At 39.3% G+C, this 24,540-nt stretch carries 20 protein-coding genes and 2 pseudogenes; 14 read left to right on the top strand and 8 right to left on the bottom strand.

The genetic code is table 11. The features are described 5' to 3' along the window. The first annotated feature begins 212 nt into the window (after nt 1-212). From V7K30_RS34305 to V7K30_RS18395, 10 genes are all read left to right on the top strand, one after another. The gene (locus V7K30_RS34305) at nt 213-416 is read left to right on the top strand and encodes a helix-turn-helix domain-containing protein (protein WP_442941080.1); all 204 of its coding nucleotides are present in this window, start codon (nt 213-215) and stop codon (nt 414-416) included. After that, on the top strand, nt 337-579 hold the full coding sequence (locus V7K30_RS18430) for a hypothetical protein (protein WP_335001650.1): 243 nt from the start codon (nt 337-339) through the stop codon (nt 577-579). Before V7K30_RS34305 ends, V7K30_RS18430 begins: the two co-directional genes overlap by 80 nt. 162 nt (nt 580-741) lie before the next feature. Continuing rightward, nucleotides 742-942 (top strand): zinc ribbon domain-containing protein, encoded by a 201-nt coding sequence (locus V7K30_RS34300; protein ID WP_442941079.1) that lies wholly within the window; start codon nt 742-744, stop codon nt 940-942. An 837-nt stretch (nt 943-1,779) separates the two neighbouring features. Further along, on the top strand, nt 1,780-2,331 hold the full coding sequence (gene rimI / locus V7K30_RS18425; RefSeq protein WP_335001648.1) for a ribosomal protein S18-alanine N-acetyltransferase: 552 nt from the start codon (nt 1,780-1,782) through the stop codon (nt 2,329-2,331). 418 nt (nt 2,332-2,749) lie between these two features. Then, the gene (locus tag V7K30_RS18420) at nt 2,750-5,218 is read left to right on the top strand and encodes an ATP-dependent Clp protease ATP-binding subunit (protein WP_335001646.1); all 2,469 of its coding nucleotides are present in this window, start codon (nt 2,750-2,752) and stop codon (nt 5,216-5,218) included. 84 nt (nt 5,219-5,302) lie between these two features. Beyond that, a complete protein-coding gene (locus V7K30_RS18415) occupies nt 5,303-5,575 on the top strand; it encodes a hypothetical protein (protein ID WP_335001644.1) in 273 nt (90 codons plus the stop codon). Between the two features lie 289 nt (nt 5,576-5,864). Further along, complete coding sequence (locus V7K30_RS18410; protein ID WP_335001642.1) at nt 5,865-6,137, top strand: hypothetical protein; 273 nt, start codon at nt 5,865-5,867, stop codon at nt 6,135-6,137. Then, a complete protein-coding gene (locus V7K30_RS18405) occupies nt 6,134-6,478 on the top strand; it encodes a clan AA aspartic protease (RefSeq protein WP_335001640.1) in 345 nt (114 codons plus the stop codon). The genes V7K30_RS18410 and V7K30_RS18405 overlap by 4 nt, the downstream gene beginning before the upstream one ends. Before the next feature lie 259 nt (nt 6,479-6,737). Beyond that, entirely contained in the window at nt 6,738-6,944 is a 207-nt protein-coding gene (locus tag V7K30_RS18400) for a hypothetical protein (protein ID WP_335001638.1), read from the top strand. Between the two features lie 92 nt (nt 6,945-7,036). Then, a complete protein-coding gene (locus tag V7K30_RS18395; protein ID WP_335001637.1) occupies nt 7,037-7,213 on the top strand; it encodes a type II toxin-antitoxin system RelE/ParE family toxin in 177 nt (58 codons plus the stop codon). A gap of 494 nt (nt 7,214-7,707) precedes the next feature. On the opposite strand, the pseudogene V7K30_RS18390 reads toward V7K30_RS18395, so the two are convergent. Next, nucleotides 7,708-8,520 (bottom strand): annotated as a pseudogene (locus tag V7K30_RS18390) (DUF2079 domain-containing protein); the annotation flags it as partial. Between the two features lie 77 nt (nt 8,521-8,597). Between V7K30_RS18390 and V7K30_RS18385 the strand changes: the two are divergent. Continuing rightward, nucleotides 8,598-10,166 carry an ArnT family glycosyltransferase gene (locus V7K30_RS18385; RefSeq protein ID WP_335001633.1) on the top strand — a complete coding sequence of 523 codons (1,569 nt, stop codon included), beginning with the start codon at nt 8,598-8,600 and terminating at the stop codon, nt 10,164-10,166. A 106-nt stretch (nt 10,167-10,272) separates the two neighbouring features. On the opposite strand, the gene V7K30_RS18380 is transcribed toward V7K30_RS18385, so the two are convergent. The 4 genes and pseudogenes from V7K30_RS18380 to V7K30_RS34295 all read right to left on the bottom strand — a co-directional run. Then, nucleotides 10,273-11,538, bottom strand: coding sequence for a hypothetical protein (locus V7K30_RS18380; RefSeq protein ID WP_335001631.1), 1,266 nt, complete (start codon nt 11,536-11,538; stop codon nt 10,273-10,275). Between the two features lie 36 nt (nt 11,539-11,574). Further along, nucleotides 11,575-12,726 carry a hypothetical protein gene (locus tag V7K30_RS18375; RefSeq protein WP_335001629.1) on the bottom strand — a complete coding sequence of 384 codons (1,152 nt, stop codon included), beginning with the start codon at nt 12,724-12,726 and terminating at the stop codon, nt 11,575-11,577. A gap of 578 nt (nt 12,727-13,304) precedes the next feature. Then, nucleotides 13,305-15,236 carry a DMT family transporter gene (locus tag V7K30_RS18370; RefSeq protein ID WP_335001627.1) on the bottom strand — a complete coding sequence of 644 codons (1,932 nt, stop codon included), beginning with the start codon at nt 15,234-15,236 and terminating at the stop codon, nt 13,305-13,307. Nucleotides 15,237-16,056: 820 nt separating this feature from the next. Continuing rightward, nucleotides 16,057-16,350: pseudogene (locus V7K30_RS34295) on the bottom strand (IS982 family transposase); the annotation flags it as partial. A gap of 125 nt (nt 16,351-16,475) precedes the next feature. Between V7K30_RS34295 and V7K30_RS18365 the strand changes: the two are divergent. Then, on the top strand, nt 16,476-18,914 hold the full coding sequence (locus tag V7K30_RS18365; protein WP_335001625.1) for a hypothetical protein: 2,439 nt from the start codon (nt 16,476-16,478) through the stop codon (nt 18,912-18,914). Between the two features lie 65 nt (nt 18,915-18,979). Here V7K30_RS18365 and V7K30_RS18360 read toward each other — a convergent pair whose 3' ends face one another. Beyond that, nucleotides 18,980-20,287, bottom strand: a complete 1,308-nt coding sequence (locus tag V7K30_RS18360; RefSeq protein ID WP_335001623.1) for a mannosyltransferase family protein — start codon at nt 20,285-20,287, stop codon at nt 18,980-18,982. Between the two features lie 547 nt (nt 20,288-20,834). Next, complete coding sequence (locus V7K30_RS18355) at nt 20,835-21,440, bottom strand: hypothetical protein (protein WP_335001621.1); 606 nt, start codon at nt 21,438-21,440, stop codon at nt 20,835-20,837. Nucleotides 21,441-21,829: 389 nt separating this feature from the next. Between V7K30_RS18355 and dxr the strand changes: the two genes are divergently transcribed. Beyond that, nucleotides 21,830-23,026: a 1-deoxy-D-xylulose-5-phosphate reductoisomerase gene (gene dxr, locus V7K30_RS18350; protein ID WP_335001619.1), complete on the top strand. Its 1,197-nt coding sequence runs from the start codon at nt 21,830-21,832 to the stop codon at nt 23,024-23,026. 532 nt (nt 23,027-23,558) lie between these two features. After that, on the top strand, nt 23,559-23,756 hold the full coding sequence (locus V7K30_RS18345) for a hypothetical protein (RefSeq protein WP_335001617.1): 198 nt from the start codon (nt 23,559-23,561) through the stop codon (nt 23,754-23,756). 209 nt (nt 23,757-23,965) lie between these two features. On the opposite strand, the gene V7K30_RS18340 is transcribed toward V7K30_RS18345, so the two are convergent. Further along, a complete protein-coding gene (locus tag V7K30_RS18340) occupies nt 23,966-24,466 on the bottom strand; it encodes an acyl-CoA thioesterase (protein ID WP_335001615.1) in 501 nt (166 codons plus the stop codon). Between the last annotated feature and the right edge of the window lie 74 nt (nt 24,467-24,540).

The following is a 24,540-nucleotide window of genomic DNA, read 5'->3' as shown; positions in this document are numbered from 1 at the left end:
TTTTTCACCTACAAGGTCATTCAGTTGTCTGGCTAATGGAACCAGCTAACCGTCCCTGAGCATTACTACTCATTTAGGTTAAACGAATCGCACTTTTTCAACTCTTCATAAAATAAAGGCTCACCTCTTGTTGCTTTTTGTCCTTTTCTCATCGGCTATATTTAGCTTAGTACACTAAGCTAAATATAGCCGATGAAAGCATTCACAGCAAGATGTATTCACTCAAGTTAGAACTGAAACTGAATAATAAAGAACGTTCTCAACTTGTAGGATGCGCTGGCTTTGCGAGGCGTGTCTACAACTATGGCTTAGAGATGCTTACACAGTCCTGGAATTTTGAAGGCATCAAAGCAAGCGACTCTAAACGGTTATCAGCAATTGAAAAGGTATTTAAATCATGTAAAAACAAATCCTGATTACGGATGGATGCAGCAATATGCTTCAGCTATTTATTCATCGACACTTCGGAATTTAGGAAAAGCTGTAGAAAAATGGCGCAAAGGTGATTCTGATTTTCCCCAGTTTAAATCAAAAAAGCGTGGGGATAGTTTTACCGTTCTTAAAAAATGTGGTGTATGACAATAGTAAAAGCACATTGAGTAGCCGTGTGCTGTGAAAGTCGCAAGCACGGTTCCGAATGGGAGGGGTAGAGCAGTAATGCTCTCCTCGACCCTACCTGATGGCTAACCATAAACTCTCAAATGCGATGGCTTCGCCGGTTCGCTTGCGACCATCGCTAACTTGGGGTTATATGAGTTTAGGCGAATGCTCACTTACAAACAATCTTTCTTTGGCACTAAGGTTGAGATTGTTGAGCGATGGTTCCCTAGCTCTAAAGTCTGCTGCAAATGTGGGCATATTCAACCAATGAGTTTGTCAGAGCGAGTGTGTGTGAGGGAGGATGCGGTAATATTCGAGATCGTGATCAGAATGCATCTTTGAATCTGAAAAATGCCCCTATAGATTAAAATACGCTTGGCTTGAGCGGAATTTACGCCCCTGGACAAGAAGTAGCCGGCTACCTTGGATGAAGGGGGAAGAAAACATTAAATCTATTTAATCAACGTTGAGTAGGCTTAAATAAGTTTTTTGAAGCACTTTGCACTTAAGAAAGAGCAGCTACGTGAGCAGAGTACAAAATATGCGAGGATGCTATAGGACTCATATTTGATTTTTGAAAAAACTCAGTACAACTCAAAGAGGCTTCTTCCCTACTCCCCACTCCCTACTCCCTACTCCCAGCCTACGCAAATAATTTCAGAAATCAAATCGGATTGCTATATCTAGTTGGGCTTACAGTAGATTTTATGAATTACTAGATAGTATTTTAAGTAATCGCGGCATTTATCTAATGAAGGTAAATCCTGCTTACACGAGCGTTATTGGTCTAGTTAAATATGCGCGTCAATATAGTTTATCCTCTGATTGTGCTGCGGCAATTGCGTAGGCATAGCCCGCCGCAGGCATCGCACGTCGAGGAATGAGATTGAGTGAAAATATACCAGTGGCCATAACCGCCTATCTTGATGTGAATTCAGGAAAGCACGTATGGTCATTGTGGAATCAAGTGAATAATTTGATAAAAAAGTACTAGCATCAAGCGTCACAACTTTTATGCTATCTGTAACTGGGAGTTTTTGGTCAAGCAATGGTCAGAGAAATCTGATACTAGCAAGTGTAAACGCTAAAAATGATTTTTACAGAACATATACCGCTAAGTTCCCTCTGTACAGATTTACACAGGTTTTTAGAAGCGGTTTGTAATTTTATTCAATAAATGTGATCTCATTAGACTTAGAAATTAAATTACTGACTCCAGAGCATCTGAGTGCATTGTTGGAACTCGATCAAGCTTGTTTTGGCGGTCTATGGACGATGGAGGGCTACCAACGAGAGTTGGACAGTCCCAACAGCGATATGTTGGGTTTATTTTCCTCTGTCTCTAATTCGAGACTGCTGGGAATGGGTTGTTTTTGGTCAATTTTAGAGGAAGCCCACATTACAATTTTGGCGGTTCATCCCCAATATCACCGTCAAGGTTTGGGACAAGCTTTATTATATTCACTCATTAAGACAGCTTGCGATCGCAAAATGGAGCGAGCTACCCTCGAAGTGCGAGCTTCTAACTTGGGGGCTATATTTTTATATCAAAAATTTGGCTTCCAAACAGCTGGGCGGCGGCGGCGTTACTACCAAGATAACGATGAGGATGCCCTAATCCTTTGGCTTCCAGACTTACAACACCCCAAATTTCAAGCTACTTTAGACCAGTGGTATTCCATGATTAGCGATCGCCTAGACAAATCCTCTTGGCACTTGCTTTTTAAGTAGTTACGGATTATTAATTTTTAATTATCGTGGCTTGTGATCAGCTTCAGCAAAAAAATGCAACTTTGCTGCGCCTATTTATATTTAAATATCTTAAAGAAAAACAAGTTTATATAACAAAAACCTATATAAAATATTTTTACTTGATATTAAATAAGATATATGTTAAATATAAATATTTGGGATTGAATAAAAAAACTCTTAATATAAGCAGTCAGCTATTTGTAATAAATCCCAAAAACGCTGGTGAACTAAAGCTCCTCAGTACACTAGCGAGATAAAAGTAGTCAATAGTTAACAATTAGCCCATCAACCAAAGTCATAGCTTCAGGATGTCTATAATCTGTTATACAGGCATCCAAAAGCTTTGCCTGTGCTAAAATCAGCATACCGGCACGACCGCAGATGATGGGATAAAGCCATGTTTGAGCGCTTCACAGAAAAAGCCATTAAGGTAATCATGCTGGCCCAAGAAGAGGCCCGCCGTTTAGGTCACAACTTTGTTGGAACCGAGCAGATCCTCCTGGGTCTGATTGGCGAAGGCACTGGTGTGGCTGCGAAGGTGCTGAAATCAATGGGCGTCAATCTTAAAGATGCCCGAATTGAAGTTGAAAAAATTATAGGACGGGGATCAGGCTTTGTTGCCGTGGAAATTCCGTTTACGCCACGGGCGAAGCGAGTTTTAGAACTCTCCTTGGAAGAAGCACGCCAACTAGGGCATAACTACATTGGCACCGAGCATCTGCTGTTGGGCCTAATCCGCGAAGGGGAAGGCGTCGCAGCCCGGGTGCTAGAAAACCTCGGTGTGGATCTATCTAAGGTAAGAACCCAAGTCATCCGCATGTTGGGAGAAACTGCCGAAGTTTCACCAGGCGGTTCATCCGGGCGCACAAAAACCCCGACTCTGGATGAATTTGGTTCAAACCTGACCCAAATGGCAATGGACAACAAGCTCGATCCAGTGGTGGGACGCGCCAAGGAAATTGAGCGGGTGATTCAGATATTGGGTCGCCGAACTAAAAATAACCCAGTGCTAATTGGGGAACCAGGGGTTGGTAAAACCGCGATCGCTGAAGGTTTAGCTTCACGCATTGCCGCTAAAGATATCCCTGACATCCTCGAAGATAAACGCGTCGTCACGTTGGATATTGGTTTGCTCGTAGCAGGAACCAAATACCGGGGTGAATTTGAAGAACGTTTGAAAAAAATCATGGATGAAATCCGCTCTGCGGGTAATGTCATTCTCGTGATTGATGAGGTACACACCTTAATTGGTGCGGGTGCAGCAGAAGGTGCTATTGACGCAGCGAATATCCTCAAGCCAGCTTTGGCCAGAGGTGAGTTGCAGTGCATCGGTGCTACAACCTTAGATGAATACCGGAAGCACATCGAGCGAGATGCAGCACTAGAGCGGCGTTTCCAACCAGTCATGGTTGGCGAACCTACAGTTGATGAAACAATTGAAATTTTATATGGTCTGCGCGAACGCTACGAGCAACACCATAAACTGAAAATCTCCGACGAAGCATTGGTTGCGGCGGCGAAATTATCAGATCGTTACATTAGCGATCGCTTCCTCCCAGATAAAGCCATCGACTTAGTTGATGAAGCAGGTTCTAGGGTGCGCTTGATTAACTCCCAGCTGCCACCCGCAGCCAAAGAGTTAGACAAAGAGCTGCGTCAGATATTAAAAGAAAAAGATGATGCGGTGCGCTCTCAAGACTTTGACAAAGCTGGAGAATTGCGCGATCGCGAGATGGAAATCAAAGCTGAAATCCGGGCGATCGCTCAAAGCAAGACCAATGCAACTGGCACTGAAGGTGAAGAACCTGTAGTTACAGAAGAGGACATTGCCCACATTGTCGCTTCCTGGACTGGGGTACCGGTGAGCAAACTCACCGAATCGGAATCTGAAAAGCTGCTGCACATGGAAGACACCTTGCATCAGCGTTTAATCGGTCAAGATGAAGCTGTGAGAGCAGTTTCACGGGCAATTCGTCGCGCTCGTGTTGGTTTAAAAAATCCCAATCGACCCATAGCTAGCTTTGTCTTCTCTGGGCCGACTGGTGTAGGTAAAACCGAGTTGGCGAAGTCCTTGGCTGCATACTTCTTCGGTTCGGAAGAAGCGATGATCCGTTTGGATATGTCGGAATACATGGAGCGTCACACCGTCAGCAAGCTGATTGGTTCGCCTCCAGGTTATGTTGGCTATAACGAAGGTGGTCAGCTGACCGAAGCCGTGCGGCGGCGTCCTTATACCGTGGTGTTGTTCGACGAAATCGAAAAAGCACACCCCGATGTATTCAATATGCTGCTGCAAATTTTGGAAGACGGTCGGTTAACCGATGCCAAAGGTCGCACGGTGGACTTCAAAAACACCTTGCTGATTTTAACTTCCAATATTGGTTCTAAGGTAATTGAAAAAGGCGGTAGTGGTATCGGCTTTGAATTCTCCGAAGATGCCACCGAGTCAACTTACAACCGGATTCGCTCTTTGGTGAACGAAGAATTGAAGCAATACTTCCGTCCAGAGTTCCTCAACCGACTCGATGAAATTATCGTCTTCCGTCAGTTGAGCAAGCCGGAGGTAACACAAATCGCCGAAATTATGCTCAAGGAAGTATTTGGTCGTTTGACGGAAAAGGGTATCACCTTAGAAGTCACCGATCGCTTCAAGGATCGGTTGATCACTGAAGGTTACAGTCCCAGCTACGGCGCAAGGCCGTTACGTCGAGCGATTATGCGCCTGTTAGAAGATAGCCTAGCAGAAGAAATTCTGTCTGGGCGCATTAAAGATGGCGATACTGCGATCGTTGATGTGGATGAAAATGGCGTTGTACAAGTTAGTTCTGAACAGCGTCGGGAATTGTTACCCCAAGGTGTTGAGTAAGATTTAGGGTTTGAGATTTAAGTCTCAAATAGAAAATTAGAAAACGGTAGAGTATTTATTGCTCTACCGTTTTTTTGTTTGAATATGTCTAATGCAGAGGACGAATACCGTGTTATTCCCCCACAAGATCAAATGAAGAATAACTGGGAATTTATGGAAGTATGGATAGATCCAAGTCATTCCCCTCCATATGTTCTTTTATTGCTTTGCGACAGTGAAGATAACTGTCAGATTTATGATCCGGCACAGGGTTATAAAGTTGTATTTTCTAGTAATAACTATGATGAAGCGAAGTTATATTTACTAGAAGATGAGTTTGAATCAGTTCAAGGTAGGGTGTTAGCTGCGGAATTATAGCGGTTCTCAGTTGGGTGCAATACTGCAATACGCCCGATTATTGGGGAGTCCAAAACCAGAATTCAGGAGAACTTTATATTCTGACTCCTGACTCCAAGCTGTGTTAGGTGTATTTTAGTGATCTGAAATCGCCATAGTTTTAAATTGATTCATTTGTCAGAGAAAGAAAATCAGGTGATCGCTATTTGTCTTCTTGCTTAACCCAAAGATAACAGTAGAAAATTCAGTTTGAAGCCACAACAAATAATCAAGTAGAATTAGTACACAGTAGCAACAAAGGAGCAAAGCTATGCAAAGCATACTTTTAAGCCGCGAAGAAGTTGGGCGACGTGCGAAAGAATTATATGAAAATAGCATTTGTCAACAAGTAGAACGAGAAGAAAACATCGGTAAAATGGTGATTATCGATATAGAAACAGGTGAATACGCAATTGATAAAACAGGCTTAGAATCGGCACGATATTTACGTAATAAAAACCCATTTGCTCGACTTTTTGGTATTCGCATTGGTTACAAAGTCGCTGTTTCCTTCAGTGGTGACATGGAGCGCGATTATCGGTGATTTCTGGTATTGTCAAGAACGGACGCGCAACCGTTAATATCATATTTCGACTGCCCAATCAACCAGATTTTACTATTGAATTTGTTATCGATACAGGTTTTACAGAGTTTCTTTCCTTACCCCCAACAGCAGTTACTCTATTGGGTTTTTCTTTTGTTTATGATATGTATGCCAATTTAGCTGACAATAGTAATGTAATCTTGCCAGTACATCAAGCTAACATTATTTGGAATGGAGAAGAACGGGAAGTGAATGTACTTGCTACAGGACGGCTACCTCTATTAGGTACGCTTTACTTGATGAGCGTGAACTTATCATACAGTTTACCGAGGGCGGTTTAGTAACAATTGATGAGTTGTATAGCAATCCGAATTGAAACGTGAGAAAATACGGAGATTAAAAGTACGTATTTATAGGCTTTTCAGCGATTTTGTTTCTCACAAATGATTTAGGATTGCTATAGTTGCTTTCTGGATATATTGGCTTTCTATCAATAGCAATGAGAATTATTACCCCAAGGGATTGAATAGGATTTAAAATTTTAGCTTTATCGTTACCATGTTAGATTGATCGGATAACCACTAAAAGGTATTCCAAATCATGACCTTCAGTGATGTAGTTGAAGCAATTAAAAGTCTTTCTAGTGAAGAGAAGTTAGAAATTCAACTGTTATTACAGCAATATCTACGGGAAGAAAGGCGTGAAGAGATTTATCAAAATTTTCAGGCGGCGCAAGTAGAACAGCAAAATAGTGAACTAAAGTTTTCCTCAAATATCGATGAACTGAGACAACTGCTAGAAGAGTGATGTTAAAAGTAAGTTTCAGTTCTTCATTTAAACGTGCTTTTAAAAAGCGAATTCAAAAGAATGTAGATTGAGAAGAACGGTTTTGGCAAAAGTTGGAGCAGTTTACAGCAGATCCATTTGATCAGGGTTTAAAAACTCATAAGTTGTTAGGTAAGCTTAAAGACTTATGGAGTTTTAGTGTAGATTCTGACAAGAGAGTAATTTTTTACTTTACAGATGATGGCGATGCTGTGTTTGTAGATATTGGTAGTCACGATGAAGTTTACTAAGTAAAATCTATTAATAGGCGGATAAAAATCAATATTCAAAAAACGGTAGAAGACAAAACTTATCTACCGTTTTTTTGTTGTCTACCAATACGACAAAAACACAAATAGCAGATGAATCTAACCTTATTCCTTCTATAATTTCTGCTTCACTGTTAATTATGCTCTGTCTGCGGGAAAACTAAGAATAGGCGCTTAAGTCGCTGTAAGCATTTGAGTAAGAGTAAAGCAGAGTATGGATAGCGGTTTACAGATTGACAATGTTCAAAGGTTTGTAGAAGTAATTGGGGATAACGATAACCTCTGGAATCTTTTGGTTGGTAGAGAAGTTAGTCGCTTTCAAGCAGAAATTACGTATGGCATTAAAGGAAAAGTTTTACAAATACAAAATATAAAAGACCAAAATACAAAACACGAAGAAATATTAATCGAAATAAATTATAAAAACGAATTTAACGTTAAATATTACAAAGAGATATTTATTGAAATATTTAATACAATGTCGCCACCTTATATTCCAAATTATCTAGTGAAAAAACTTTTCCCAAGATCAGTCCGGGCTGAAACACTATATTTTTAGCAATGCCTAGAACTGAATTACCTAAATAGCTGTAACGTCCAACTGCTCCTGCTTCTGCACCACTGAAAAAAGGAATAATTACCTGAGTAGCAATCAGAAACCAGGCCACACCAGCGCCAAGAGCGATCGCACCAGATAAACGCCGCTTTTCAAACAAAAGTAACCAAACTCCCATTGCTGCAACAGTGAGGGATAAGACCTCTTTACATCCCAAGACCAGGAAAATACTTAAACAAAACCACCCTACATGACCTAACCGTGCTGCTAAAACCGCAGACAATAGTAGTGGTACAGCTATCACTTCTGGGTGAAAATCAAATAAATTGGCGTTAAACACCAACGGATACAAGAGATATACAAATGCGATCGCTATTGCTTGGTTTTCCTTCAGTCCAGCTTGACGGGCTAGATGCCAAGTAGGCAAAGCGCCTAATGCCAAGGCAACTGCCTGCACGGCAAATAACCAGTAAACACTGGGGTATATTTTATACAGTAAAGCCAAGGGATAGAATATCCAAGCCGCATGATCGCCGAGAATATGAAAACCCATGAAAGAACTAATAGGCTGTTGCCCTTGACTAATTAAATAAACCGCTTGGTCAAAAATTCCTAAGTCAAAAGCGGTTGATTGAAACAACTGGTGTCTTAAGCTGCTGCACCCAAACAAAATTAAGGCACTCACGCCAATCATCCAACCAAGATAACCAGGCTGATTTAGTTTTTTCCTCATAGCATCAAAAAAGTATCCATCGTGAGTATTTTAGAGACATAATTAGCAATATTATTCACTACCATAATCAGCCCTAAATGTATCGCCCAAATATTGTAAAGCTATTCATAAACAGAACGATCATATTCCGAGAAAAAGAATGGTTATTTATCTTACTAGTAATATCTCTAGTTCTATGGCTGATATTTTTGGGAAACTCCCCTTTACGAGACTGGGATGAAGGTACTTACGCTCTAGTCGCCAGAGAAATTTACCGGACTGGTAACTGGCTTTATCCCACCCTTCAAGGAGAACCATTTTTATTAAAACCGCCTTTGATGCAATGGTTAATTGCTTGGTGTTACCAATTAGGAGGAGTGCAAGAGTTAACTACACGCTTACCTGGTGCGGTTTTAACTGCCTTGGGAGTGCCTTTGCTTTACTTAGTCGGGCGTTTGGCTTTTAAGCAAAGTTTACCGGCTCTATTTGCTGCTTTAGTTTACTTGACAATGTTGCCTGTGGTGCGTCATGGACGACTAGCAATGTTAGATGGGATGACTATTTCTTTTTTCTTGCTGTTGTTGTTTTGTCTTTTGAAGGCACGTCAGAACCGAAAATATGCTCTAGGCGTGGGATTTTGTCTGGGGTTAATTATTCTGACAAAGGGGATGATAGTTTTGCTATTGGGGGCGATCGCCTGTTTATTTCTGCTTGCAGATCGACAATTAGCTTTGTTGAAAAGTCCCTATCTCTGGGTGGGAATTTTGTTAGGAAATGCTCCTGCGATCGCTTGGTATACTGATCAATGGCAACATTATGGTAATACTTTCTTAGAAGTGCATTTTCAAGCACAAGCCTTTGATCGGCTTATACAACCTGTTGAAGGTCATAGCGGTCCTGTTTGGTACTATTTATTAGAATTACTCAAATATGGTTTTCCCTGGTTGCTCTTTTTGCCTGGAGGTCTTTATTTAGCTTGGAAAAAACGCGATCAGACTTGGGGTTCTTTAGTTCTGTTAGGCACAATCGTTTATTTAGGAACTATCTCTTTTATGAGAACTAAACTCCCGTGGTATGTCATGCCTGTATATCCCTTTTTAGCTTTGGCAATTGGTGCTAATTTGAGCGAAGTTTGGCATAATCGTCATTTTCGAGTGCGAAGTTGGACAATATTTATGGCTATTATTGCTATTGCTGGTTTAGGAGGTTGTGTTTACTTTTTTATTAAGAAACAGCCTATTTTGATAGTGATGAGTATTGTTTTGGCAATAAGTATGAGTATCGCAGCATGGCTAATTAAACAGCGCGATCGCAACTTTATTCCAGTGTTATTTACAGGGATGTATTTAGTTTTAACCCTGTTGGTAAGTTCGCAATCTTGGATTTGGGAATTAAAGGAAGCTTTTCCAGTTAAACCAGTAGCAGACTTAATTCGGGCAAATGTTTCACCAGGAACAACAGTTTACACATCTTTTGCTTATGGGCGTCCTAGTTTGGACTTTTACAGCGACTGCAAGGTAACTTCTGCAACTGTGCCACTTTTACAACAAATGTTATCTAATAAATCTTATTTGCTATTAGATAATGGGGCTTTACACCAAATCAATTTAACTGGTAGTAAAATTATAGGAGCAGCTAACGGATTTACACTGATTACCAAAAGTTAATTATACTAACAAATACTTAATAGTAGATTACCTAAGATCCCTAACTTCTCAAAGAAGTTAGAGATCTTATTTATCGGTAAACCACCAATGAATGATATTAATCAACCTAAGCTACCCAAAGATTGCGGGCAAATCGAATAGAAAATGTGAACATTAGTATTCCAAAAAAGTACATAATTGGGTATCCCCAACGAGGATAATGGGAAAGTAATAACCCGAATGCCATTGACAGAGATACAATGCCGTAAGCGTAGCGTTCAGCCGAGGGTGTAATCCCTGTGCTTAAAATTAAAGCGAAGCAAGAAAACCCATAGACAACAGCAACAAGAGGAATTTTGGTTCGTGATAACCATAGTAAATATATCCCACCAAAAACTAGTGCAATTTTGACTAATTCATCTCCTGTCAATGACCACAACAATAGCCATAAAAAATATAATCCATAGCGGAATTTAATCATCCCCACATGTAAACGAAAGCGCCATAATAAACAGCCGCTACCAATAATTATTAAAAATAATAACGGATATAAAGGGTCTTTAATATAGCCATATTTCCAATTAGTGAAACCTACCGTAATTTGCATCAGCATCTGCCACCAACCCTCCCAAGCAAACCCTGTTGCATCACCACGCCACGCTTTTTGTGCATGGATGAAAGCCAAAGCGTCGCCAAATTGAATTTGACAATAAAGACTGTACAGAGATATACCCAAACCAACAGTTAAACTGGCAATATAGGCTTTTATGTCTCTACGTTCTTTCCAAGAAACAAACAGAAAAGCGGGGATGAGAGCAACTCCAGGTAGTCGCGTCGCTGTAGATAATGCTCCCCAGAATCCTGCCCAAATATATTGCTTTTTATCAAAAGCTCGTAACGCAGATGTGGTACACAACAAAAACAGACCTTCAGTATAAATTACGGTTCCATAAAGGGAATAAGGACACCATGCTAAAGTAGCTGTCGCCCATCGTGCTGCGCTTGTGCCATAAAGCTCCTGTACCCAAGAATAAAGTATGAACAAGGCGGCTAAAAAAGCCGAATTATTAACTAATATACCTGCCACTTTAGGAGGCAAGCCGATGAACATAATGATCCGGCTTAACAATGGAAATAAAGGGAAAAATGCAACTGTGTGTATTTCCTTTACGTCACTGGAGAAATCATAACCAGAAGTCATAATTTTCTCATACCAAACACTATCCCAAGCAGAGAAAACATCCCAGCTAAACGTAGCAGTAACGCCAGTTGATGAACTTGGAAATAATGGGGCAATCAGTAACATAGTGATGACTATTATAAGCCTACTAGACAGCCACATTGCTATGACAAAAAATAAGCCATTAGCCAAATTTTTTTTCCTTATATTCATCTTTGCAGATAGATAATTTAACTTTTGATTGATATTTTAGCGAGACTCCGCTTTTAATTTTGGATAAATCATGTCACAATTTCGCACAACAAACCAGAGTGTGAAACCTAAAGGTACAGAAAACAACTGGATATATATGGGAGTCCCTAAATAGCCGAAAAATGAGGACATTTGCACGACGATAGCCACCCAAAAATATCGGGGAAAATAAAAGGCAAAGATAAGAGAAAATATATCGGCAGGATAGAAGTATCTGTCGTGCATCTTGGGCAGGATATATGGCATAAAGAAAACTGATATTGTAGCTAGGTGTATCAGTCTGTCTTGAGTAATTTCTAGTCTACTTTTATAAACAATGTATGCAAATAAAAATATTGCAGATATAGTTAAGGCTAAACCTATAGGAACAACAATATTATAAAAATTACTGGGAATCCATTGATAAAGATTAGGTGCATTTTTAGCGAGTTCTTTATATTTATTAGCTTGGTTAAAGTATACTAGCAGCAATTCTGACATTGGTCTGCCAGCAAACCAAGCTGGCAATATTAAAACTATATATACTAATGGAATTAATGGTAAATAATACCAAGAAATTCTTTTTTTTAGCAACAGAATCAATAATAAAGGTGCTAAAAACATAGCTTGCAACTTAAAAGAAAGCGCTACGCCAAAGCTAACTAATCCTAAAATTTGTTTTTGAATAGATAAAAAATAAATACAGGCAATTAATCCTGTTGCATAAATAACGTCACATTGACCCCATAACGCACTATTACAAATAACACTCGGACTCAATATAACTGCCAAAAAAGCAAAAGTTGCTATTTTCCCTTCTGGGTATTTTAGTCGGACAAGTTTGTAAGTAAAAAATGCACAAAGAAAATCAACAGTCATAGCAAAAAGCTTGATTGCCAGAATTTTCGGCAATCCAGATAGCAGATTGGTAGAAATTAAAATCCAGTAAAGGTAGGGGGGCGTATAGTCAGCAAAACTATATTTTAGAGCGCTGAAGCCGCCATGAGATGCAATGAAATCATACCAAGGCTCTAAAAAATATTTATAGTCCACCGATTTATTCGGAACACAAACTAATCGAATTACCACTGCTAATATAATGCCAATAGTGAAGTATCCAGTAACCGGGGATGGGAAAGAGTTTAACAGCCTATTGAACTGATGTTTCACTATTTTTAATAATGTGTTGTCGGAAGTTTTCGTTATAAATTGTATCAGTCTTGGCAGTGTTCAAATACTAAATCAAGAGTAATTGAAGCAAGTACATCTAAGAGGATGTTTGTAAAGTCTAATTTTTTACTCGACTGAGCGACTAGAAGTCGCACGCCAGTTGCTCATGGGGGAAACCCCCTTCTCTACGATCCGCTCCGCGTTGGCAAAGCCTCTCGTAGAGAAGGCGCTAGCCTCTCACGAATGGGAGAAGACGGTACTGGCTTGGCTACACGAGACTTTACCTTAAAACCCTTGATTTATTATGCTTTCCGCGTAGGCGGACTACCCTGCGGGAAGGCTTTGCCTACGTTTATGTAGTAGCGAATCATATGAGACTGTTGGTCAATTCACTCTCTTGTTAAACCCCCCACCCCTAAAACCTCAATTTGACGTTGCTTTCTCGCCCTGCAATAAATTGATTGCTCATAGCTCCCGTGCGTTTCAAGGCACTGAAATTAAAGAAATTAAGATGGATTGGGGCTGATGGGTTAGACCCCCCATTGATTCGCCAACAGTCTGATTATATTTGCCCAATACTACGATCCTTCGTTCGTTACTTGAACAATGGATTGACTAGATTGGGCTAGATAGATACCCGCTAAAACTACGGCAAAAGTCGCCCACTCAAACAAACCTACTTGTTCTGAAAAAATGAACCAAGCAAAAATTGAAGCTAGGACTGGTTCGAGAAGAAGCGTGACGGCGACGACGCTTGAAGAAATTCTACTGAGGCTATAAGCCAAAAGTCCCTGACCCAACACTTGGCAAAAAAGAGCTTGAAAAATGATGAAAAACCAACCCGTCCAGGAATAGGGAAACAGCCTATCTTCGACGAATGGGAGGACGGGTAGTAGAAGCATTGTTGTGACTCCACAGCGCCACAGCATTATAGTTGCGGTGCTAAATCTGGTTCGGAGTCTTTCTATCAGCAGCATACACGTAGCCATGAAAATCGCAGTTAGCAATGCTAATGCATCACCTAGTATTTGGTCAGTTGCAAATTGCACCTTATTGATTTCAAACGCGATCGCTCCTCCCAAGGCTATGACCAGACCAATAACGAATCTGTGATCGAAGCGGCGACCGAAAAACAGATACCCAGCTAAAGCAACAAATAAGGAGTTCAAATTAGATAGTAAAGCCACGTTGGCAACACTAGTTTGACTCAGCGACCAAGCCCACAAAAGAAGGTAGGTTCCAGCAGCTGTTCCCATTGCCAACAATAGCCACACTTCTTGTCTGGTAAAAGGCTTCTGTTCTAGAGATTGGTTATCAGGCTGTTGGTAGCCCAAAGCCTCAAGTCCATTCCACAGCCCAAAGACAACTGTAGCAATCCAACTGCGATGAAATACTACAGCATTTGCACCAATTTCTTGTTGACACAATTTAGTCAGAGATGGTGCTAAAGATATGGGAATTAGGGCAAAAAATAATGATACAGTTCCTAATAAAGCAGGTGTTTCAGAGAATTGTAGCTTTAGTAATGACAGTTTGGTCGTCATACTTTTAACGAAAGTGTTAACTATATTTTTGACTGATTCCTGAAACGGCAAATTAACAGTAGCTTGGCTAGATACGGCTAAGTATAAACCCATTAAAACTACAGCGAAACCTACCCAATTTGAGAAAGTTAATTTTTCCGAAAATATTACAAGAGCGAAAATGCCGCTAAATACTGGCTCCAACAGATGCACTAAGGAGACAACCACAGAGGAAAACCTAGCAAGGCTATAAGTCAAAAGCCCATGACCTAAAACTTGGCAAATCAGAGCTAGGAAAATTACCCAAAGCCACCCACTGACTGTAGAGGGGAAAAGCTGATCTTGAGTGAACAAAAGTATGGGGAAGATGACTAGAGCAGCGATCGCACAGATCCACAACTGGATTGTGGTGGGAGAAAATTTGGTTCGTAATTTTTCTACAATCAGCAGGTATGCACCCAAGAAAATCGCAGAAATGCTCGCAGTTAAACCTCCTTGAACTTCGTCTGTGGCGATTTGCAGTTCCTCAAATTCAATGGCGATCGCTCCCCCAAGCGCGATGACCATCCCAATCAGGAATTGCCTCTCAAAACGCTGACGAAATAACAGCCACACCCCTAAGCTAGTAAATATGGGGGCGAGATTATGCAACACACTAGAAATCGCGACGCTAGTTTGAGTCAGCGACCAAGCCAAAAAGACTAAAGTGGCAGCCCAAAGAATACCAGCACCTAGCAATAGCCACAAATCCTGACTGGTGTAGCTCTGCTGTTCTACAGGTTTGTCTGAGGAAAGTCGCTGACGTATCGCCTTGTATCCATTCCAGAGCAAGAAGACTACACTACTAAGCCAAAAACGATTAAATACAGTGGCATTGGGGCTGAGTTCAATTTCGCTCAATTTCATAAAAATAGAGCCAAAAGATATAGCACCTACACCTAGAAATAATGAAGCGATCGCTATCTTCGTTTGATTGGATACATTCATTAGGAAGTTTCAATTCAACTTATTACCAATTAAAGAATCAACTAATGGATCAAAGCCTCTAACCAATTTTGAGATAATTATCTCGATTTCAGATATGCCTCTATTTCGAGAAAAAGAATGGTTATTTAGCTTGCTGCTAATATCTCTAGTTTTATGGCTGATATTTTTGGCAAACTCTCCTTTACGATACTGGAATTAAAGTACTTACGCTATGGCACCAGAAAAATTTCCCGTACTGGTAACTGGCTTTATCCCACCCTTCAGGAGTAAAATTATAGGCACAGCTAAAGGATTTACACTGATTTCACCATAAATTATTAATTAACTGTTTTTTTCCCTTTTAACCCAGCCATTGATCTTTTCCATAATTAATCCATTGTTGCACAAGAGCGATCGCGGATACAATCATCACAAATAATAGATTTTTTATATGTTATTTTTCCCGAAAAACAACAATAGAAATATCCTAAAGCTAGAAAAAAGAAAGGTACTGCAAATATATATCTACCTAAACTCACTAGGCGGTTTTGTGTAAAAAATACGATTAAGTCGTTAATTATTGAGAAATATATACAAAACCCAAATAGATAATTATTTTCTTGATTTTCTCATTTAATTTGTTTTCAGGTAAAAGCAGTCATATAAAAAAATCCCTAGTAATCCAAGTTGCGGGTTCTCAATTTTAGACCGATCACAATTGTGCGATACCTGCGGCGGGCTACGCATAGGACAAATTAGCAGTGGCACATAACGCCACTGCTAATTTGTGTTAATTAAGCATTCAGTTACTTAAATGTTTTTAAGTGTTTGAAATTACTCATCAAAGAAAAGCCTGCTTGAGAGTAAAAGCAAAAATAAATGCTTTTAACTCAAGTAAAAACCCTTTGTATGTGACTGCATGGATTGACTTAGGAAAAATACAAGTAATGCTACTAAAAACGGTTTCAATATAATGCTGCGGATGTTATTTGATGTATTTTTCCCAACCAGGGTATTGACGCTTAGAGTTCTTCTTCCGCATAACTTTGAGAAAAATTTTGCTCGTTGTCTCTAACTCATCTTCTAGGGTGTAATCAGTGTATACTGCATCAGTATATACTTTACTTCCAGGAGGGAATTTTATTGCCTTCCTGATCCATGCGATCGCCTGAACACATAACTAGCAACTTGGATTATTAGTGAAACGGCGATACATGAAAGATATATAATTGGTTAAACTTTGTTTTTGAGCAAATAAATATGAGTTATTTTGACAATTATCAACATCGAAAAGACTATATCATCCTCTTAATAATTTGGCTGATAGCATTAGCTATAGATCGAAGTTGGTTTTTATTAGATGAATCGATTCCATCCTATGATCAAAGCGCACATTTAACGACAGCATTACATCATTATAGAATTTTTCAAAACTTCAATATCTTCTCAGGAAATTGGTGGTTATCTCTGTGGCAATTAACTCCAAGTTATCGCGCTCCTTTTGTATATATTTGCACCGTACCATTTTTGATGTTGTTTGGACGTGGATATGACCAAGCAAGTTTGGTCAACTTATTGTATACTGCGATGATTATACTTTCAGTGTATCATTTAGGTAATTTTTTATTTCAAAACCGAAAAACTAGCATCACTGCCAGCATATTTTGTCTGTTATTTCCTATTTTGGGAATTATGCGGACAGATTATTTATTAGATTATGGTTTGACAGCAATTGTTATAGTAACTTTCACAGTTCTGACAATTTGGAAAGATAGTTATATTGGGTTTTTATCATGGGGGTTAACTATCATATTGGGCGGAGGAATAGGTTTAATCTTGTTGACTAAACCTACAGGATTTATTTTTATTTTAGTTCCTAGTATTTGGACATTAATTAGTTTTATTAGAAAACGTAAATTCATCAAGCTAATTCAAGCTTGCTCATCTTTGATGATAGCTTGGTTAATTTGTGGTTTTTGGTATGGCTTAAATTGGTTAACAATTATTACATCGGCATTAAACGCTAACCAAGTCGGAAAAGGGGAGGGTGATCCTTCTCCCACAACTATTGCTGGATGGTTATACTATCCACAGCTCATCCCAGAAAGCGTCGGTTTCCCAATATTATTCGTGAGTATTGGCATTTTATTGGTTTATCTTATTAAATATCAATTTACTACTGATTTAATTCCAGGATATCTCCATAAATCGGCTCGAATTTGGTTATTAGTTACCTTAGTGACTAGCTATATAATTTGTTCTTTGGGCACAAATAAAGACATTAGATTTATTCTGCCATGCTTTCCTATAATTAGTTTAATCTTGGCGGATATATTCAACTTAATTGAAAATATATATTTTGATAGACTGAGATTAGCAACTCTGGTATTAAGTAGCATAGTGTTACTCAATAATTTGTTTCCATTACCCCTAATTCAAGCATGGGGTGGGAAACATTTACCTAATAATGATGGTAACAAATATCCCTTGGGAAAACTGATAAATAAAATCACCGAAACAAATTTATATTTAAGGTCAACTTTAGGGGTAATTCCCGTTTCTACACCTCAGATAAATGAGTTTACTTTAGATTATTTTGGGACATTAGCAGATTTTCGCGTATATGGCAGAAAATTAACAACGAAATTATCTCATGTAGAGCAAGATTTACAATATTTTTCTTGGTATATCACCAGAGATAATGAACCAGAAGAACCGGGAGAAAGGGGAGAGACTAAACGGAAATTAAAATTTTTAGTCGAATCTTCTACTGATTTGAAATTACAGGGCGATTGGATATTACCTAATGGAGATAAAATTAGATTATATAACTCCAAAACTCCTCAGGTAGTTGTTCAAAAATTAAGTAATAGTGAGTCTGTAATTAGTCTAGAAAAAGTTGCGATTTCTCAGCAATTAATTTTAGATAAAAATAACCCTGTAACCTATCAGATAACAGGTTCATGGGATGATTTACAAAATGGTTTATTACTGTTAAAATGGCAAAATAGTCAATCATCTTGGGATCATGATCATGCCATTGGCTTGGGTAATTTATACTGTGGGATCAAATGTCATCCTGAAGGAACTTTCCGGGTGAAAGAAGCCTTAGCCACATTTATTCCCAAAACACTACCAGTAGGAAAATATAAACTATCAGCACTATATTTAGATAGAAGAAACAACAAAATTACATCTTTAAATATTCCAGATATTACTGTAAATGTGACAGATGTAGGAACAGTACAAAAATCGCCAGCTTTAGATTTAGTTACCCGAACTTCACAACTAGCACAAGAGTTACAGCAGGGTAAATTAAATAATATATTTGTGCAGATAGATAATTTCAATCAATATGATCCTACTCAAGATTATTTAAAACAAATTGAATTTGCGGGTAATTATCATCTGCAAAGAGAGCCAAATAACTTAAATTGGCGTTACACTCTAGTCTTATCACAACTCTTACAGCGCCAAGTCCCAGAATTAATCCAAAATTTAATAGAATTAACTAAATATGATGCTCAAAATCCTTACACATGGCTTTATTTAGCTTTTGTTTATTTATATAACTTTCAACCTGCACAAGCTGAACAAAAATTAGCGATCGCAGAACAATTAAAACCAGATATACCAGAATTAAAAACTTTAAAAACTGTAACAAATATTATGAAGTTTTTGCCATTAATCCACTTTTAAAATATCAGTAATGAACAAAATAATATAGCAGTCCTATAAAGAATCAAACATATGGATCAAACCCTCTAACCAACCCAGCGCTCTTGGGCAAATCCTACAGCTATTTTGGCTAGTACTGTCACAAAAGCGCCCAATATTAAATATCCCTGACGAGGATGGCGAGATAACAGCACACCAATGGCTATATTCAAAGGCACAATACCGTAGGCGAGACGGCTCAAGGAGATAGTGCCTCCAGAGGCTAGCAGCAAACCAATACCACAAAAGCCATAAATAACTGTAACTGGGGTCAGTTGCGTGTGTAAGCGCCACAACACATAGCCACCACCCAAGACCATGAACAAGTTGAGCAAGTTATTGATCCACTGTTCGCTCGCCAGAATCAACAAAAATAAGACTAAAGCATAAAAGCCATAGAATAATTTTACAGAACTAAAACGTTGACGGAAACGCCATAAAAGATAGCCACTGGCAACAATCACGCCCAACAACAAGAGATACCAGGGGTCTTCAATCCCACCAGAGGAGTTTTGAACCCAACCATATTGCCAATTTTTTCTGCCAACTGCAATTTGCATGAGCATATTTAACCAACCTTGCCAATCAAACCCTAGAGTTGGTCGCCATCCCCGCTGTGCTTCGATAAAAGCTAAAGGATCGCCAAAATAAATCGCACAATACAAACTGAATAGAAGTATGCCAATAGCGGTAGTAAAACCAGCTATATAGGCAATGGGTGGTCGGCGTTCTTTCCACGCTGCGATCGCCAATGCTGGAATTAATGCCATACCTGTAGGACGTGTTGCTGTCGCCATCGCGCCCCAAAGGGCAGTCCAGCCATACTGTTTTTGATCAAACGCCCGCAAAGTCGCCGTACTCAAAAACAAATACAGCCCCTCTGTGTAAATCACCCCCGTAAACATCGAAGATGGATACCAGGAAACCACAGCAGTAACCCACTGCGCTGCACTGATGCCATAATGCTCCTTAACCCAAAAGTATAAACAGTAAAGCGCCGCCAAAAATGTCAGGTTGTTTACCAACGTACCTGCTAATTCAAACGGTAAGCCCAACTTCATCAAAACCCAGATGCTTAAAGGAAACAGCGGAAAGAAGGCAAGATTATGTTGCTTGCCGTCATTCACAAATTCATATCCAGAAGTAGCGATCGTTCGGTAATGCATACTATCCCAGGCATCAAAAACGCCCCAGCCAAAACGGGGTAAAAATTCTTCTGCTGGTAACGGTAGTTTTGGCGCAACCAGCAACATAGCTGTCCAGATGAATATTCGGCTGGCAAGCCATATTGCTGCTGGAAACAGGAAATCATTTTTCCATAAAACTTTTTTTATAACTATCTGAACTTTGGCCATAAGGTTGAGTGCTTCAACAAACTCCTTTATGCATCCTTTCACCTATGGCTGCGACACAGCAATTTATGAGTAATATTTTGCATATTAAATCCTCCACCAACATAATTAACAAACTGGACAAATCGGCAACTACTTGAAATTATTTCCTATTTGGTTACTTTTGCCAATTTTCTCGGAATTTATCATTAAAAATATAGTATTTATAAATACAAATTTTGTCTAGTTATTATGTAAATTGAACTGCTGGCGAAATTTCCGCAGTAGGGAATTGCTTGTGAACAGGGGAAGTTGTTTGAGTGGGATGGATAGATGAACGTAAACGCTATATAAGTAAAAAACTTAATAATTCTTGATGGGGCAGAGTCCTATGTGGAATATGTTAAATAACTACTTAGTACACTAACCAGTGATCAGCGTTGGGTGGTGATGTTGGAGTTTGAAGAAGTTGAGGCGGAGATGTTTGCTTAGATGGTGTCATCTGCACCCAATTCGGGAGAGTGAATGAAGTGAATTATCAGGTTCTTGTTGCACTTAGTATTCGCTACACTTATGACTCCTCAAGTATAGAAAAAGCTTTTAGCTCTTTTTGTATGTATTCACGAAGCTCATCTTGAGTATATTTAAGTTGATTAATTATTCCACTAGAAATAAGATTTAATCTTGCAATTTCTATTTGATCTCGATGGACAAAAATCTCACCATCTAGAAATTCTATATCTAACTCATCCATAAATAAATCTACTGCTACTTTATTGGAGTAGAGAAGGAGCTTTTCTTTATCTTCATTGCTGAATTTTTCTTGTTGCAAAAATAGTTCTATAGCATTAACTCTCATGTATTTACACATAAAATGAATATCTATATAACCTGCATCGTCAATATCTATTTTAAATTGTTTTGGTCTGGGGTTCAATGCGGACATAATTATAACCCAGTCTTTAACCGACTTATTCATCCATAGTAACGGAGTCGATAAAATAAAGTTAAGAACATATTGACAAGTAAATTTAGCTTGGTCAGCTAATATTTTTGCAATATTATATTTTTTCAACTCATTTATAGACTGATTAAAGTAATCTACTGGGCTAAAGTAGGGTTCATCTTCGTACATTCTATTCAGGAGATTCATCATATCTCGTTGTTTATTTTTCATGGCAAATATTCATCCAACTTTTGAGATTTATCTATTATCAAACCAAAGGAATTACTGAAATAACAATATCAAAAATTCCAGCTGCTAAAGTACCTCCCACATTAATTTTGTGGCTAGCATACTGTGGCGTCAGTTTGCCTGCCTTTAAGAAGGGGCTTAAAACTTGTCTGGTTTGAGATCGTAGCTGGATTTGTGCCGTGCTAGCAGTCTATCGAGTTGAAATTGACGGATTGGGGCTGGCGCAGCGACGAGGACAAGACGACACGGGGATATTTTCTTTTTTTCTTTGCGTCTCTCCTTGGCGTCAGTGTATCGATTATAGTGATTGCTGTTATTAAAGAGTCCCAAGCAATTTATAGTGAGAGTTGTCTGTAAATCCTTAAGCAATTGTGAAAGCGATTACTCTCGTTGGTTCCACTGGTTCTATTGGTACTCAGACTTTAGATATTGTCACTCAGTACCCAGATCAGTTTCGGATTGTGGGATTGGCAGCTGGGAGCAATGTTGAAATGTTGGCTGCTCAAATTCGGCAGTTTCGACCGAAAATAGCAGCAATTTGCTCAGAAGATAAATTACCAGCGCTCAAAGAAGCTATCATTGACCTCGATCCCCAACCGATTTTACTGGCAGGTGACGCCGGAGTGATAGAAGTCGCTCGTTACGGCGATGCCCAAACCGTTGTCACTGGTATTGTTGGTTGTGCTGGTTTGCTACCGACGATCGCAGCTATTGAAGCTGGTAAAGATATTGCCTTAGCGAACAAAGAAACCCTGATTGCTGGGGCCCCTGTGGTTCTACCCCTAGTCGAAAAACACGGTGTAAAATTACTCCCAGCCGATTCCGAACATTCTGCCATCTTTCAGTGCCTCCAAGGTGTGCCAAAAGCAGGCTTGCGGAAAATTTTGCTTACTGCATCTGGTGGGGCTTTCCGAGACTGGGATGTAGAAAAGTTAGCAGATGTAACTGTTGCTGACGCCTTGAAGCATCCTAATTGGTCGATGGGGCGGAAAATCACAGTAGACTCTGCTACTTTGATGAATAAAGGACTGGAAGTAATTGAGGCTCACTTTCTGTTTGGGCTGGATTATGACAATATCGAAATTGTCATTCATCCCCAAAGCATTATTCACTCGCTGATTGAACTGCAAGATACTTCAGTTTTAGCCCAACTCGGTTGGCCAGATATGCGCTTACCCTTACTGTATGCTCTATCTTGGCCCGATCGCATCTACACCAACTGGGAACGACTAGATTTAGTCAAAGCTGGAAATTTAACCTTCAGTGAACCAGATCACCAGAAGTATCCTTGTATGCAGTTGGCTTATGCTGTGGGTAAAGCTGGTGGTTCAATGCCAGCGGTGTTGAATGCCGCCAATGAGCAAGCTGTGGCTTTATTTTTAGATGAAAAAATTCGGTTTTTAGATATTCCCCGGTGTATCGAATCGGTGTGCGATCGCCATCAAAATGATAACCGTGCAAATCCCTCTTTAGATGACATTTTGGCAGCAGATAAATGGGCAAGACAAGAAGTTTTAACAGCGACTGAAAAGTTAGAAACTCACTCGCGGATAATTTCTCTGCGATAAAAGCCTTTAGTTTAGATTGGATTGGGGATTAGAAATTAATGCCTAGTCCCCAATCTTTAATCGCCTGCCTCTAATCCAATTAATATGGAAATCATTTAACCTGATAGCAAAGACGGACTCGCCGAACTACAAAAAGTTAACAAATTAAACTTTCTTGAAGATAATTAGTGGCTTCCGGATCAGCCATCAGTTTTATGTATATCTATAATTTATCTCCAAATAAAAATTAAAAATCTTTACAAAAACTTTGTAGAAAAAGCGGCATTTCACATCAATAGTTATCTCCTTTTTAGGTAAGATATCCGCAGGCTAATTATCACAAAAATCCTCATTATAGTGCAATACGCTTGGGTTAAAGCCAAAAAGCAAAACCAACCTACAACTATCCTTAACCCAAGCGTATTGCATTATAGTGGATATTAAAAATTGGGTTCAGCATCTTTTGTACCAGTGATTGTTACCAAAATAAAAACTTACCCTTTCTGAAGAAACACACTCTCAGACAAGGGCAATTATTAAGGAATTAATATATATGATTGCTATGCTGATTGTAGCTTGGATAGTCTTCATAATATTGTGGAAGTTGCTGAAAGCAACCGTGAGCAATGCATTGACTATTGCGGCAATCCTTGTTTTATTAAATATCGGTTTTGGCATAACTCCACAAGACATTTGGCATTACGCAACGCAGTTTGCTCAAAATCTGTCACAGATCCAAAGTGGCAAGTAAAAATCGATTATCGAGCGTCTTTTGGATTGACCCCGACCACCCTTCTCTGCGAGACGCTACGCGAACGACTACGCTCAGGGTACGGGGCAAGATGATTTTAAATTTTGGATATTGGATTTGTTCCGCCCACTTTAAACGGGACATGAACCGAAATAATTTTTAATTCTTCAACTCTTTAGTCTAAAATCTAAAATCTAAAATTGGCACGGTCAATCATTATTTAATGCTGAAATCTTAGCCAATGCATCCTTAAAACTCGGCGGCAACTGACGCATAATCTTGCCTCTTTCGCGATCTAAAGCTACTAAAGTCACCTTGGCAGTGACGTATAATTGTTGTCCATCAGTTGAGACAATGGCATAATCCCAATTGATGCGGACGCCAGTCACCTCAGCCATGCGCGTTTTTACCACCACTGCCATACCCAATTGAATTGACCGGTGATAGCGCACAGACAGTTCTACAACTGGTAAATCGCAACCTATAGCGACTAAATCGGCAAATTCAATCCCTATAGATCGCAAGCATTCAATCCGTGCTTCTTCCATCCAAGCTATATAGGAACCGTGCCAGACAAGACCGGCATAGTCAGTGTGGTGGGGTTGCACTCTGACAGGATATTCAAACCAATTCCCAAATTCATGACTTGATGGATTGTCAAGGGCGCTAGTTGGTGGTAGTTTTGGTTGGCTGGGTTTTTCTTCTGACATCTTCAATTTTCCAAGCACCTATAAATTTTCCAAATTATTGAATAGCATAAAAATTAATTGCGTTGCTGGACTTC

The sequence above is a fragment of the Nostoc sp. genome, from assembly GCF_036917655.1.
In the GTDB taxonomy this organism is placed as follows: domain Bacteria; phylum Cyanobacteriota; class Cyanobacteriia; order Cyanobacteriales; family Nostocaceae; genus Nostoc.
This window is presented reverse-complemented; position numbering and strand designations above follow the sequence as displayed.

What these genes read in the sequence shown, in the direction of transcription:
- V7K30_RS34305 (WP_442941080.1), top strand. Translation starts at nt 213, where the DNA reads ATGTATTCACTCAAGTTAGAACTGAAACTGAATAATAAAGAACGTTCT.
- V7K30_RS18420 (WP_335001646.1), top strand. Translation starts at nt 2,750, where the DNA reads ATGTTTGAGCGCTTCACAGAAAAAGCCATTAAGGTAATCATGCTGGCC.
- V7K30_RS18415 (WP_335001644.1), top strand. Translation starts at nt 5,303, where the DNA reads ATGTCTAATGCAGAGGACGAATACCGTGTTATTCCCCCACAAGATCAA.
- V7K30_RS18410 (WP_335001642.1), top strand. Translation starts at nt 5,865, where the DNA reads ATGCAAAGCATACTTTTAAGCCGCGAAGAAGTTGGGCGACGTGCGAAA.
- V7K30_RS18400 (WP_335001638.1), top strand. Translation starts at nt 6,738, where the DNA reads ATGACCTTCAGTGATGTAGTTGAAGCAATTAAAAGTCTTTCTAGTGAA.
- V7K30_RS18385 (WP_335001633.1), top strand. Translation starts at nt 8,598, where the DNA reads ATGTATCGCCCAAATATTGTAAAGCTATTCATAAACAGAACGATCATA.
- V7K30_RS18380 (WP_335001631.1), bottom strand. Translation starts at nt 11,538, where the DNA reads ATGAATATAAGGAAAAAAAATTTGGCTAATGGCTTATTTTTTGTCATA.
- V7K30_RS18370 (WP_335001627.1), bottom strand. Translation starts at nt 15,236, where the DNA reads ATGAATGTATCCAATCAAACGAAGATAGCGATCGCTTCATTATTTCTA.
- V7K30_RS18365 (WP_335001625.1), top strand. Translation starts at nt 16,476, where the DNA reads ATGAGTTATTTTGACAATTATCAACATCGAAAAGACTATATCATCCTC.
- V7K30_RS18360 (WP_335001623.1), bottom strand. Translation starts at nt 20,287, where the DNA reads ATGGCCAAAGTTCAGATAGTTATAAAAAAAGTTTTATGGAAAAATGAT.
- V7K30_RS18355 (WP_335001621.1), bottom strand. Translation starts at nt 21,440, where the DNA reads ATGAAAAATAAACAACGAGATATGATGAATCTCCTGAATAGAATGTAC.
- V7K30_RS18345 (WP_335001617.1), top strand. Translation starts at nt 23,559, where the DNA reads ATGATTGCTATGCTGATTGTAGCTTGGATAGTCTTCATAATATTGTGG.
- V7K30_RS18340 (WP_335001615.1), bottom strand. Translation starts at nt 24,466, where the DNA reads ATGTCAGAAGAAAAACCCAGCCAACCAAAACTACCACCAACTAGCGCC.